Genomic DNA, 12,138 nt, shown 5'->3' with positions numbered 1-12,138 from the left:
CTGCTCACCCCTCCCCGCCGGCCACCGCCGGTTGCTCCTGCCGGGCCCGCGGGCGGCGCCCGTTCCCACCGTCGTACGTCGCCGGCGCGGCCTGAGCCGGTGGCGCCGGACGCGGCTCCGGCCGCCGGACCCCGCGGATCCGCCGGCGGTCGTCGGCCTCCACCACGGCGAACCGGACAGTGGTGGCCGCCGCCCGGGCGCACCGGTAGACCTCGCTGAGCCGTTCGCTGCGCTGCTCGGCGTCGGCGCAGCGGTCCGCCCGCAGCTCGGCCAGGCCGAGCGCGGCCTCCACCGTGGTCAGCAGCGCGGCGTTGATCGCGATGTCGCCGTCCAGCCGGTCGCAGACCAGCGCGTACGCCTGCCGGAGCAGGTCACGCACCGCACCGGGGTCCGGTTCGGGACCGGTCATCGCGCCCCCACCAGGGCGGTGCTGAAGCTGCCGGCGGGGCGCGACTCGCGCCGGCCGTCCAGGTCGAGCACGAAGGGCACCGGCGAGGTGACCTCCACCCGGTCGGTGACCGCCACCTCGATCAGCCCGTGCGGCGTGGGCACCGCCCCGCGCGCCCAGGCCAGGTCGCCCAGCCGGGGCGCGATCCGGGCCCGCGCGAAACCGGGCAGGTCGGGGCTGACCCCCAGGGTGTACAGCGGCAGGTCCCGGCTGGGGGTGGCCGACCAGCCGTGGCAGTGCGAACCGCCCAGCCAGGTCTCCGGCCAGGTGCCGTCGCCCAGGTCGAACAGCCGCGCCCAGTCCCGGCACAGCGCCGCCACCTGCCCGGCGGCGCCGAGTTCGGCCACCGCGTCGTGCACCACGTACCGGAAGAACGGCTGCGCCTCGACCACCTCGCGCGCCACGTCCCAGTCCGGCGGGGGCGGCCCCATCGCGGCCCGCAGCGGCATGGTGCGGAACGACCAGGCCCGGCACACCCGGTCCGCGCGGCGCAGCAGGAAACGCAGCGCGGCCGGGCGCAGCGCCGCCGGTACCAGGCCGCCCACCACGGCCGCCGCGGTGGCGTGGTCGGAGACCTGCGGGGCCGTGACCCCGTCGCGCAGCCAGTCGCGGTAGGCGCCCCGCCGCTGGTCCCAGAAGACCGGGTACGCGGCCGCCAGCTCGGCGTGCCGGGCCGCCGCCCACCGGGCCCGGCCCTGGTCGCCCAGCCAGGCCGACATCTCGGCGACGTCGCGCAGCGCCCGCCCCCACAACCCGTTGAGCGTCGCGCTGGCGCCGGAGCCCTGGACGCTCGCCCAGTCCAGCAGGACCCAGCCGGTCACGTCGTGCAGCAGCCCGCCGCGGGCGAAGTCGGCGAACCAGCGCAGCACCCGTTCCGCCACCGGCAGCAGTTCCGCCACCAGGTCCCGGTCGCCGGTCCAGCGGTAGAGGTTGTGCACGGAACGGATCCAGTGCAGCGACCAGTCCGGGATGTAGGTGTCGCCGCGGTGCTCGTAGTCGCAGGCCACCGCCATCGGCAGCAGGCCGTCCGGGCGGGGGCTGGCGCACAGCCGGGGGTGCCAGCGGGCGAGCTCCCAGTCCGGGTTGGTGAGCAGGTCGACCGACTGGTGCACCACCGAGTCGCCGACCCAGGCCCGCTGCTCCCGGGTCGGGCAGTCCAGGTAGGCGTCCTGGGCGCTCAGGTCGACGGTCCGCAGCCCGGTGCGGTGGATCCGGTCGAGCAGCTCGTCGGAGCAGGTGAAGTAGGCGCCCGGCGGGCGGGGGCGCAGCCGTTCGCGCACCACCGGCGCGTCGAGGCGTACCCGGCCGGCGCCGGTGAGCACCAGCATTGCGTACCGGCCGCCGGCCGGGTCGGCGGACTCGAACCGGTCGGCGTGGCCCCGGGCGACGTAGCGCACCCCGTGCGGGTGGTGCTGCGCCGGGATCCGCCCGTCGGCGTCCAGCTCCTCGCACATCCGGGCGTCCACCCGGGTGCCGGCCGGGGCGTGCAGGCGCAGATCCAGGGTGCCGGCCACCACCCGCCCCCAGTCGACGGTCAGCACGGCGACCGCGTCGGCGGTCAGCTCCAGCTCGACCGGGAACGTCAGCTCGGCGCGTACCGGGCCGGCCTGCGCGTCGGCGGGGTGGTACGCGCGGTGCCGCCGATGTGCAGTGCGGTGATCACCCGGGCCGGGCGCCACCCGGCCTCGTCGGCGTCGACGGCCAGCCAGTCCGGGTCGAGTCGCCGGCCGTCGAGCACCTCGGGCACCGAGCCGCCGACGCCCTCCGGCCGTTGCGGGGTCCAGGCGTCGGCGATCCGGTAGCGCCAGGCGCGGTCGGTGGCCAGCGGCCCGTCGGGCAGCGCCAGTTCGGCCAGCAGCCCGCCGGCGCCGTGGCTGAACGTCGGCCCGGCCGGCATCCACCGGGCGTTCGGCTCGCCGTAGAAGCGGACCAGGCAGCAGAGCACGTTACGGCCGGCGACCAGGGCCGGGCCGGCGTCGACGGTGTCGTACGGCAGCCGGGCCGGGTGCGACCGGGCCGGTCCCCGGGCCAGCTCCCGCCCGTTGACCCAGAGCACGTACCGGGAGTCCGCGGTGATCCGCAGCGGGGCGGTCACCGGCGGCGCCGGCAGGTCGAACACCCGCCGGAAGAGCACCCGGCGGTCGTGCGCGCCGGCCGCGATCCGGGTGTCGGTGGAGAACTCGCCGAGCTTGTCGATGCCGCTGTCGTGGCACCAGATCCACTGGGCGGCCCAGGCGCGGCTCATCGGGTCACCGGCGGGCGGTGGCGGTGGCGCATCAGGCGCCGTGGCCGTGCGCCCGGACGATGTCGGCGCACTCGTTGATGGTCGGGCTCTCGAACAGCAGGAAGAGGTCGATCACCTCCCCGTACCGGTCGTTGATCCGGTTGCAGATGTCCATCAGCTGGATCGAGTCCAGCCCGAGGTCGAAGAAGCTCAGCTCCGGCGAGACCGGGCTGCCGGCGATCTCGTCGACGATGGACTGCACCACCGCGGCCGGGTCCTCGACCTCGCTCACCTTGGCATCCGACTGGCTCATCGGCCACCGCCCTTCACATCATCCAGGGGTCCGGCACGGGCACCCCGAGCAGCGCCCGCCCGACCCGCGTCTCGTGGTACTCGGAGAAGTAGCCGTGGTGGCTGCCGGCGTTGATGTCCCGCCAGCACCGTTGCAGCGGCGAGCTGCCGTAGAGGGCGCCCCCGCCGGCGAGCCGGAACACGGTGTCGACCACCTCGACGCCGGCCCGGATCGCCCGGCCGGTGGCCAGCCGCACCGCCACCCGGTCGTCCATGCTCATCTCGTCGCCGCGCAGCGTGCGCTCCCAGGCGGTGCCCATCACGTCGGTGACGAAGGCCTTCGCCGAGCGCAGGTCCGCCTCGCACCGGGCGACGGCGAGCTGCACCGACTGTTCCTGGGCCAGCGGCTTGCTGCCGCGGGACTTCTTCGGCGCGAGCGCGACGAACTCGTCCAGCGCCCGGCGGGCGATGCCCAGCGGGAACCCGGCGAACTGCACCCCCATCAGGGCGAAGAACGACCACCGGTACAGCGGCCCGTCGTGCCGGGGCGGCTCGAAGATCGGGTTGGCGGTGAACTCCGGCGTGACCCGCACCCGCTCCATCACGGTGTCGTTGCTGCCGGTGCCCTTGAGCCCGGCGACGTCCCAGGTGTCGAGGATCCCGCACTGCTCGCGGGGGGCGAACACCAGCCGCCAGTCCGGCCGGCCGGGCGGTACGACGGCCGGCTTGTCGCCGTCGAGCACCATCACCCCGTTGCAGAACCAGGACGCGTTGCGGCAGCCGGTGTTGAACGGCCAGCGGCCGGTCACCAGCAGGCTGCCGTCATCCTGCGGGACAGCGCTGCCCCGGGGAGTGAAGACGGTGGCCACCGCGCGCGGTTCACCGGCCAGCACGGTGCGGGCCGCGTCCTCGGCGAGCCAGGCGACGTAGCAGGTGGCGTTCAGGGTGAGGATGGTGAATCCCGCCGACCCGTCGGCGGCGGAGATCGTGCTGATCACCTCGACCACGGTGAGCGGGTCCAGCTCCAGCCCGCCGAGCGCGCGCGGCAGCATCAGGTCGATCAGGCCGGCGTCCTGCGCCTTGGTGAACAGGTCCGCCGGCAGCTGGCCCAGCCGTTCGCCCTCGGCGGCCCGCTCGGCGAACTCCGGGGCCAGCAGCTCGGCGGCCTTGACGACGTCCGCGCCGCTGCGGGCGGTGTCCCGCGCCGCTTCACCGGTCACGCTCATCGGACCTCCAATGTGTACGCAGATGGCACGCGACTCGTCGCCCACCGTCACGGCGCAGCCAGTCTCCCAACGGCCCGCGGAGGCCGACAAGGAGCGCGGATTGCACACCGGGGCGACCCGGCACGGGCGCCCACCGGGCCGCGACGGCGACCGTGCGAGCCGTCCACCGGGGCGCGCCGCCGGGCGACGCGGAGCGGGCCACCGGGGCACGACCCCGCGCGATCCCGAGCGACGCGAGCGGCCACCGGGGCGCGACGCCGACCGGCGCGAGCGGCCTGCCGGGCGCCGACACCCAGCGACGCGAGCGGGCTACCGGGGCGCGACGCCGACCGGGGCGAGCGCCTCGACCAGTTCGGCGAGCAGGTCGAACGCGGCCGGGTCGAGTGGGTCGGCCAGCGCCACGATGGCCAGCTCGAAGCCCTCGTCGGCGAGGGTGGCGAACCGCTCCAGCGCGGCCGGGACGGTCTGCGAGTCGCCGGCGCCGGTGCGGGTCAGGTGCAACGGGCCGAACGAGGTCCGGCGCAGGGTGGCGAAGTCCCGTCCGATCTCCTCGCAGCGGCGGCGCAGCAGGTCGAGTTTGAGCCGCAGCATCGGCAGGCCGCCGGCCTCGAACAGGTTGCAGGCGTCGGCGTACCGGGCGACCAGCGGGAAGACCCGGCGCTCGTGGGCGCCGCCGACCAGGATCGGGGGGCGGCGCAGCGGCGGGGGCGAGAAGACCGGTTCCGCCAGCCGCAGGTGTTCACCGGCGTACGGGCTGCGGTCGCCGGCGAAGGCCCGGTGCGCGACCTGGAGCAGCTCCTCCAGCCGGGCGAACCGTTCCGGCCAGCTGTACGTGGGGATGCCCAGGGCGAGCTGCTCCCGTTCGTTCCAGGCCGGCCCGACGCCGAGCCAGGCCCGCCCGCCGGAGAGCACGTCCAGGGTGGTGACGATCTTCAGCAGCGGCCCCGGGTGGCGGTGGTGCCCGCCGGTGGTCAGGGTGCCCAGCTCGACCCGCCGGGTGACGGCGGCGAGGTGGGCCAGCACCGTCCACGACTCCAGGATCGGGTCGGTGACCTCGCCGAAGAGCGGGATCTGCAGGAAGTGGTCGTTGATCCAGATGCTGGCCACCCCGGCCTGCTCCGCCTCGACGGCGATCCGGCGCAGGGTGGGGCCCTGCGCGGCCGGGCCGCCGGGCCAGTCGAACCGGTCGAGCAGCAGTCCGATCCGCACCGGCTCACCCCGCGATCCGTTGCAGCACCGAGGCGGTGCCCTGGCTGCCGCCGCAGCACATGGTGACCAGCGCCAGCTCCCCGTCGATGCGTTCCAGCTCATGCAGGGCGGTGGTGAGCAGCCGGGCGCCGGTGGCGCCCATCGGGTGCCCGAGCGCGATCGCTCCCCCGTTGACGTTCACCCGGCCCAGGTCGGCGCCGTGGTGCCGGGCCCAGGAGAGCACCACCGCGGCGAACGCCTCGTTGACCTCCACCACGTCCAGGTCGGCGAGCTTCAGCCCGGCCCGGTCGAGGATCCGCCGGGTGGCCACGGTCGGCCCGTCCAGCAGGAAATACGGGTCGGCGCCGGTCACCACCTGGTGCAGCAGCCGGGCGCGGGGCCGCAGCCCCAACTCGTCGGCGCGACGGCGGGACATCCACAGCACCGCGGCGGCGCCGTCGGAGACCTGCGAGGTGCTGCCGGCGGTGTGCAGCCCGCCGCGCATCACCGGGCGCAGCCCGGCCAGCGTCTCGACGGTGGTGGGGCGCAGCCCCTCGTCGCGGGCAAGGCCGCCCAGCGGCAGCACCTCGGCGGCGTACCGCCCGTGCGCCCAGGCCCGGGCGGCCCGCTGCTGGGACAGCGCGCCGTAGCCGTCGAGGTCGGCGCGGGTCAGCCCCTCGCGCCGGGCGATCCGCTCGGCCCCGCCGAACTGCACGCCCGGTGGGTCGTCCCACGGGTAGTCGGGCAGCTTGTGCTCGTCCACGCCGCCGGGCGCGTTGGCGCCGGCCGGCACCCGGCTCATCGACTCGACGCCGCAGGCGATGCCCACCTCGATCGCCCCGGTCGCGATCAGCGCGGCGACCAGGTGGTTGGCCTGCTGCGCGGAGCCGCAGCTGACGTCGACGGTGGTGCAGCCGACGCCCGGGTCCAGCCCGGTGGCGAGCCAGGCGTTGCGGGTCACCCCGAGCCCCTGCTCACCGACCTGGCTGACGCAGCCGCCGATCACCTGCTCCACCGCCGCCGGGTCGACGCCGGTGCGCTCGATCAGCCCGAGCAGCACGTGCCGCAGCAGCGCCACCGGCTTGACGGTGGACAGCGCGCCGTCGCGCCGCCCGATCGGGGTGCGGACGGCGTCCACGATCACCGCGTCGGTCAGCCCGGTCACCGCGGCACCACCCGGACCGGCTGGTGGGTGAAGCCGCGCAGCACCAGGCTGCCGGTACGCCGGCCGGGGCCGGCCGCCTCGATCGCCCGGGTCGCGGCGAGCAGTTCGGTGAAGACCGCTGTCAGCTCCAGTCGGGCCAGCCGGGCGCCGAGGCAGTAGTGCACCCCGCCGCCGAAGCTCAGGTGGTCGTTGGGGTGGCGGTCGAGGCGGAAGGTGTCCGGGTCGGTGAAGACCGTCTCGTCGCGGTTGGCCGAGCCGAAGAGGACCAGCACCCGGGCACCGGCCGGGATGCGCTGCCCGCGCAGCGTCACCTCGCGGGTGGTGCCGCGCCACAGCGCCTGCACCGAGGTGTCGTACCGGATGCCCTCCTCGACCGCGGCCGGCACCAGCTCGGGGTGCCGACGCAGCCGGTCGGCGAGCTCGGGCTGGCCGATCAGCGTGTGCAGCAGGTTGGTGGCCAGGCTGGTGGTCGTCTCGATCCCGGCGACCAGCAGAAACGCGCAGAAGGCCAGCACCTCCTGGTCGGTGATGCCGGCCCGGCGCCCGGCGGCGATGGCGTCGAAGAGGTCGGGCGGTTCGTGCGGCGTGCCGTGCCGCAGCCGCCGCCCGAAGAACCGGAACATGTCCATGCCGCGACCGATGCCGTCGGCGCCGGAACCGGCCTGGCTCAGGTCGGCGGTGATGACCGCCGACCACTGCCGGAACTCGTGCTGCATCTCCGCCGGGACGCCGAGCATCTCCGCCAGTACCAGCGCCGGCACCGGCTCGGCCACCTCGGCGAAGAAGTCGACCGGCCCGTCGTACGCCAGCAGCCGGCGCACCCGGTCGCGGGCGATCCGGGTGACCCGCGGCGCCAGGGCGGCGACCGCGGACGGGCTGAAGGCGCGCGCCACCGCCCGCCGGAACACCTGGTGCTCGGGCGGGTCGGTGGCGATCAGCACCCGCACGTCGGGCGCGCCGATCCGGTAGCGCACCCCGGCGTCCGGGATCACCTTGCGCCCACCGAAGTCGGGGCTCATGCCCACCTTCGAGGAGAACGTGGCCGGGTCGCGCAGCACCGCCGCCACGTCGGCGTGCCGGCTCACCGCCCAGACGTCCGCCGCCGGCAGGTGCAGCACCGGGGCCTTTCGGCGCAGCCGGGCGTAGCTGGGGTACGGGTCGTCGGCGACGGCCGGGTCCGTCGGGTCGAACAGCGCCGCCGCGCGGACCGCGGTGCCGCTCATCCGCAGCCGCCCGCGGTGTCGGTGTCGACGAGCACCCGCTCCGGCGCGCCGGTGGGCACCGGCACGGTGGCCGGGCCGAGCAGTTCGGTGAGGAAGTCGTCGAGCCGGTCCAGCCCCCAGAACCGGTGCGGCCCGACCCGGAAGTACGGGATCCCGAAGATGTCGTCGTGGTACGCGGTGACCAGACAGTCCACCCCGGCCGCGCGGATCTCGGCGGACTCGGCGGCGGCCACGATCTCCTCGCCGTCCAGCCCCGCCCGCTCGGCCGCGGCGCGCAGCACCGGCGGCTCGCAGACGTTCTCGCCGCGCTCCCACCGGGCGGCGGTGACCGCGTCGTAGAACTGCTCGCCGCGGCCGAGCCGCCGGGCCAGCAGGTAGCCCAGGTGCGGCAGTTCCCACCACGGGTCGACGTCGACCGGCCAGACCATCCGCAGGCCGAGCTTGGCCGCCTGCCGCCGGGTGTCGTGCAGGATGTAGAGGTGCTTGGCCTTGCTCATCGGGGTGTAGTGGAACTCCGCCCCGGCGGCCGCCAGGTCGGCGCTGGTGCGCTCGTCCGGGTCCCAGTACGGGATGAAGTCCAGCCGCTGGTGGGCGTCGGGCAGCCGGCGGCGCAGCCGGTGGATCGCCATCCAGCTGAACGGGCTGCGGAAGGAGAAGTGCACCCGGGGTCCGCGCTTCACGACGCGCCCCCGGTGAGGGCCTTGACCGTCTCCGCGTCGAGCTCGGCCAGGGTGCCGGCGTCCGGCCCGGCGCTCACCGCGTAGCCGTGCAGGATGCGGGCGGTCGCGACGTGCCGCGGCCGGTCCCGCCCGGGCCCGGTGGCGAAGGCGTCCATCCGGCCGTCGAAGGCGCGGTCCTTGACGATCTCGGTGACGGTGAAGGTGGTCTCGATCTCGTCGTCCATGTGCGCGTCGGCGAGCAGCCGCACCCGGGCCCGGGACACCACCGGGATCCAGCTGCGCTCGGCGAGCAGCCGGGGCACCGACAGGCCCCGGTCGGCGAGGAACCGGTCGACCACCTCCTCCAGCGCGGCGACGTGGCTGCCGTGCTGCACCCGGTCGGAGTAGTGGCAGTGGAAGTAGCGGGCCCGCCACCCGAAGCGGTACGCCTCCGCCGCCGGCGGCGGCGGGTCGGCCGGGGCCACCGCGGCCACGCCGGGCACCACCAGCGGGGCCAGCGCCGGCGGCGGGTCCGCGGTAGGGGCGCCGCGCTCGGTGACCAGCGCCACCGTCACGGTGCCCCGCAGCACGGTGACCGGCTGCCCGTCGCGGCGCAGGTGCAGCCGCACGCCGAACCGTCCGGGCCCGCGCGGCTCGACCCGCGCCTCCACCTCGTCGTCGACCTCGAGGACGGCGGGCAGCTGCACCGAGCTGTCCACGATCTCCAGTCCGAGGCCGTACCGGTGGTAGAGGGAGCGCGGGCCGAGGTCCCGCTCGCGGAACCAGGCCAGGGTGGCCTCCTCGGCCAGGTACATGAAGTTCTTGAAGCCGATCCAGGTGCGGATGTTGGCGCCCGCGTACCGGGGACGGAGCCGGCAGACGGTGCCGCGCTCCGGTTCGGGACTGGACATGGATCCCCTCCTCAATCGGTCGGTCGGAGGCCGGCACCGGCGGCCGCCAGCTCCTCGATCAGCCGGGCCACCTCGGGTGCGTGGTTGACGTGGCAGAAGTGGTCGAAGTCGTCGCCGGCGGCCACCGTGGCCCGGGGCAGGCGGCGGGCCAGCGCCTCCATGTGCGGGCGGAACATGCCCGGGTCCGCCTCGCCGATGAGGATGGCCGCCGGGATGTCCACGTGCGACAGCGGCAGGTGGCCGCTGGCCACGTACTGCTCGAAGACGGCGAGGAAGCCGACCGGGCCGATCCGCTCGCAGGTGCGGGCGATCATCACCTCGAAGACGTCCGGCGGGGCGGTACGCCGCAGCCGCAGCCGCATCCCGTCGCTGATCTGCCGCTGGAAGGTCTCCCGGGACAGGTCGAAGGTCTCCCAGGTGACCCGGTGCTCGGCCGGGCGGAAGAACGGCGCCGCGAGCACCGCCGCGGTGGCCCGCGGCTCGCCGGCCGCCAGCCGGGCGAGCACCGCGTTCGCACCGAAGGAGTGGCCGACCAGCAGGAACGGCCGGTCGCCGAGCGCCTCCAGCCCGGCGCCGACCCAGTCCCCCGGGCCGCCGGACCAGCGCCAGCGGTAGTCGTTGCCGGCCCGCCAGGGCAGATCCAGGGCGACCGTGCGCCACTGCGGCCCGAGACAGCGCGACAGCCGGGTCCAGGTACGCCAGGTGTCCTCGATGCCGTGCACGAACACCGCGCACGGGCCGGTGTCGGTGCCCGGCGAGAGCAGGTGGGCCTGCGGCGACGTCATCCGGTCCCCCTCGACAGCCGGGTGGTGCGGTACCCGTCGTCCGGGTCGCCGCAGACGATCCGGGCGCTGCCGCCCCGCTCGGCGAGCACGGCGGCGGCCACCGCCACCTGGAGGACGCCGAGCGCGCCGTAGCCGGCGCCGACCGCGCCGGTCAGGTCGACCGCGTCGGCGGCCAGCCCGGCCGGGGCGAGCAGCAGGTCCGCTCCCCCGGGCGGCGGCCCGGTCAGCTCCTCGACCGGGCCGAGCCGCAGGTCACCGTCGCGTTCCAGCAGCACGCAGGCGGCCAGCGGGCGCAGCGGCACGGCAGCGTCGAGCAGCCCGGCGGCGACCGGGTCCGCCGGTTCCGCGCCGACCACCACCACCCGCCGGGCCCGGCCGGCGGACAGCAGCAGCACGCCGAGCCCGACCGCGTCCAGACCGGCCGGGTGGCCCGAGCAGACGGTCAGGTTGGGGCCGCCCCAGCCGAACCAGATCGCCACGGTGCTGCTGACCACGTTGCTCGACGCGTTCGGCGCGTCCAGCGGGCTCACCGCCCGTACCCCGTCCGCAGCGACCGCGCTGGCCACCGCCGCGACGGTGGCGCAGTTGCCGAGGTTGGTGGCGACCACCACGGCGGTGTCCGGATCCGGTGGCGTGTCCGGGACGCGCCGGCCGGCCCGCGCCGGCCGGCCCAGCGCCCGGTGCACGGCGCAGAGCGCCAGCCGGGTCGCCGGTTCCTTGGCCAGCAGCCCCTTGCGGCCGAGCAGCGTCGCGGCGTCCTCGGGCGGGCACGCCGGACCCGGCTCCCAGCCGGCGAGCCGGGCGCCGGGCGGCAGGGCGGGCAGGTGCGCGCTCCACCCGGTGACCGCGACGCCGTACCCGGTCACGCCGCCGCCACCAGGGTGACCGCGTTGACCCCGCCGAAGCCGAACGAGTTGACCTGGGCCACCCGCGCGGCGCAGCGCACCGGCGCGCCGGTGACCAGGCGCAGCGCCGTCGCCTCCGGCAACGGGCGGCGCAGCCCCACCACCGGCGGCACCCGCCCGTCGCGCAGGCAGCGGATCGCCACGTCCAGGCTCATCAGCGCCGAAGCGCCGGAGGTGTGGCCGAGCGCCCCCTTGATGCCGGTCACGTACGGGTCGCCGCCGGCCTCGACCAGCACCCGGTGGATCGCCTCGGCCTCGGTGACGTCGTTGAGCAGCGTGCCGGTGCCGTGGCTGACCACCACGTCCACCTCGGCCGGGGACCGGCCGGCGCGGGCCAGCGCGTCGGTCATCGCCCGGCTGATGCCGGCCAGCGACGGGGCGGTCTCGTGGTGGGCGTCGCAGGAGAGCCCGACGCCGAGCAGCCGGGCCGCCACCGGTCCGCGCCACGCCCCGGAGACCACCACCACCGCGGCGGCGCCCTCGCCGAGCAGCACCCCGGTGCGGTCGGCGTCGAAGGGCCGTACCTGTGCGGTCGGCTCCTCGGTGACCCGTCCGATCATGGCCAGCATGGACGCGGTCATCGCGTCGGTGCCGGCGGCCACCACCACGTCGGCCGCCCCGCTGTCGACCAGGTCGCCGGCGAGGGCGAGGGTGTGCCCGGAGGCGCTGCACGCGTTGGCGACGGTGAGCACCGGGCCGAGCCGCGGGGCGGCGGCCCGCAGCGCGCCGGTGAAGTGCAGCCGGGCCGCCCGTACCGGCCGGCCGGACACCGCCTGCCGCTCCACCGAGCGCAGCTCGCGCAGGCCGGTGCCGACCAGCACCGGCACCCGGGCGGCGGCCGGGTCGAGCCCGGCCGCGGCGAGCGCCGCGGTGACGCACCCGGCGAGCCAGTCGCTGGCGGGCAGCTCCGGTTCGTCCGCACCGGCCGGGGCGGGCAGGTGGTGGGCGTGGGTGACGTTGACAGCGGTCGGGTCGACGTGGCGCAGCGGGCCGACGCCGCTCTCGCCGGCCAGCAGCCGGTCGAAGGTGGCGGCGCCGTCGCCGAAGCAGCTGCGTACCGCGCTAGCCGCGATCAGTGCCACGGCCCCACCCCCGGACGACGGCGGCCCCCAC

General features: G+C 76.1%; 13 protein-coding genes. All 13 read right to left on the bottom strand.

The window, feature by feature from the left end; all coding sequences use genetic code 11:
• Positions 1-4: 4 nt before the first annotated feature.
• Positions 5-409, bottom strand: a complete 405-nt coding sequence (locus DLJ47_RS23670) for a hypothetical protein (RefSeq protein ID WP_109902868.1) — start codon at positions 407-409, stop codon at positions 5-7.
• Positions 406-2,127: an alpha-L-rhamnosidase-related protein gene (locus DLJ47_RS23665; RefSeq protein WP_158289886.1), complete on the bottom strand. Its 1,722-nt coding sequence runs from the start codon at positions 2,125-2,127 to the stop codon at positions 406-408. Before DLJ47_RS23665 ends, DLJ47_RS23670 begins: the two co-directional genes overlap by 4 nt.
• Positions 2,031-2,693, bottom strand: a complete 663-nt coding sequence (locus tag DLJ47_RS35910; protein ID WP_158289885.1) for a hypothetical protein — start codon at positions 2,691-2,693, stop codon at positions 2,031-2,033. Before DLJ47_RS35910 ends, DLJ47_RS23665 begins: the two co-directional genes overlap by 97 nt.
• Before the next feature lie 31 nt (positions 2,694-2,724).
• On the bottom strand, positions 2,725-2,985 hold the full coding sequence (locus DLJ47_RS23660; RefSeq protein ID WP_088993403.1) for an acyl carrier protein: 261 nt from the start codon (positions 2,983-2,985) through the stop codon (positions 2,725-2,727).
• 13 nt (positions 2,986-2,998) lie between these two features.
• Positions 2,999-4,189, bottom strand: a complete 1,191-nt coding sequence (locus DLJ47_RS23655; protein WP_109902865.1) for an acyl-CoA dehydrogenase family protein — start codon at positions 4,187-4,189, stop codon at positions 2,999-3,001.
• A gap of 309 nt (positions 4,190-4,498) precedes the next feature.
• Positions 4,499-5,398: an LLM class flavin-dependent oxidoreductase gene (locus tag DLJ47_RS23650; RefSeq protein ID WP_158289884.1), complete on the bottom strand. Its 900-nt coding sequence runs from the start codon at positions 5,396-5,398 to the stop codon at positions 4,499-4,501.
• Between the two features lie 4 nt (positions 5,399-5,402).
• A complete protein-coding gene (locus tag DLJ47_RS23645; RefSeq protein ID WP_109902904.1) occupies positions 5,403-6,533 on the bottom strand; it encodes a steroid 3-ketoacyl-CoA thiolase in 1,131 nt (376 codons plus the stop codon).
• 5 nt (positions 6,534-6,538) lie between these two features.
• Positions 6,539-7,765, bottom strand: coding sequence for a cytochrome P450 (locus tag DLJ47_RS23640; RefSeq protein ID WP_109902861.1), 1,227 nt, complete (start codon positions 7,763-7,765; stop codon positions 6,539-6,541).
• Positions 7,762-8,445, bottom strand: coding sequence for a 2-hydroxychromene-2-carboxylate isomerase (locus tag DLJ47_RS23635; RefSeq protein ID WP_109902859.1), 684 nt, complete (start codon positions 8,443-8,445; stop codon positions 7,762-7,764). The genes DLJ47_RS23640 and DLJ47_RS23635 overlap by 4 nt, the downstream gene beginning before the upstream one ends.
• The gene (locus DLJ47_RS23630; protein WP_109902857.1) at positions 8,442-9,335 is read right to left on the bottom strand and encodes a thioesterase family protein; all 894 of its coding nucleotides are present in this window, start codon (positions 9,333-9,335) and stop codon (positions 8,442-8,444) included. Before DLJ47_RS23630 ends, DLJ47_RS23635 begins: the two co-directional genes overlap by 4 nt.
• A gap of 11 nt (positions 9,336-9,346) precedes the next feature.
• A complete protein-coding gene (locus DLJ47_RS23625) occupies positions 9,347-10,120 on the bottom strand; it encodes an alpha/beta fold hydrolase (protein WP_109902855.1) in 774 nt (257 codons plus the stop codon).
• Complete coding sequence (locus DLJ47_RS23620) at positions 10,117-10,986, bottom strand: beta-ketoacyl synthase N-terminal-like domain-containing protein (RefSeq protein WP_233257981.1); 870 nt, start codon at positions 10,984-10,986, stop codon at positions 10,117-10,119. The genes DLJ47_RS23625 and DLJ47_RS23620 overlap by 4 nt, the downstream gene beginning before the upstream one ends.
• Positions 10,983-12,107, bottom strand: a complete 1,125-nt coding sequence (locus DLJ47_RS23615) for a beta-ketoacyl synthase N-terminal-like domain-containing protein (protein WP_109902853.1) — start codon at positions 12,105-12,107, stop codon at positions 10,983-10,985. Before DLJ47_RS23615 ends, DLJ47_RS23620 begins: the two co-directional genes overlap by 4 nt.
• Positions 12,108-12,138: the final 31 nt, after the last annotated feature.

This window comes from Micromonospora sp. S4605, from assembly GCF_003176715.1.
GTDB lineage: Bacteria > Actinomycetota > Actinomycetes > Mycobacteriales > Micromonosporaceae > Micromonospora > Micromonospora echinaurantiaca.
Note: the sequence above shows the minus strand (reverse complement) of the source record. Positions and strands in the feature narration are given on the sequence as shown.

What these genes read in the sequence shown, in the direction of transcription:
- DLJ47_RS23670 (WP_109902868.1), bottom strand. Translation starts at nt 409, where the DNA reads ATGACCGGTCCCGAACCGGACCCCGGTGCGGTGCGTGACCTGCTCCGG.
- DLJ47_RS35910 (WP_158289885.1), bottom strand. Translation starts at nt 2,693, where the DNA reads ATGAGCCGCGCCTGGGCCGCCCAGTGGATCTGGTGCCACGACAGCGGC.
- DLJ47_RS23660 (WP_088993403.1), bottom strand. Translation starts at nt 2,985, where the DNA reads ATGAGCCAGTCGGATGCCAAGGTGAGCGAGGTCGAGGACCCGGCCGCG.
- DLJ47_RS23655 (WP_109902865.1), bottom strand. Translation starts at nt 4,189, where the DNA reads ATGAGCGTGACCGGTGAAGCGGCGCGGGACACCGCCCGCAGCGGCGCG.
- DLJ47_RS23640 (WP_109902861.1), bottom strand. Translation starts at nt 7,765, where the DNA reads ATGAGCGGCACCGCGGTCCGCGCGGCGGCGCTGTTCGACCCGACGGAC.
- DLJ47_RS23630 (WP_109902857.1), bottom strand. Translation starts at nt 9,335, where the DNA reads ATGTCCAGTCCCGAACCGGAGCGCGGCACCGTCTGCCGGCTCCGTCCC.
- DLJ47_RS23625 (WP_109902855.1), bottom strand. Translation starts at nt 10,120, where the DNA reads ATGACGTCGCCGCAGGCCCACCTGCTCTCGCCGGGCACCGACACCGGC.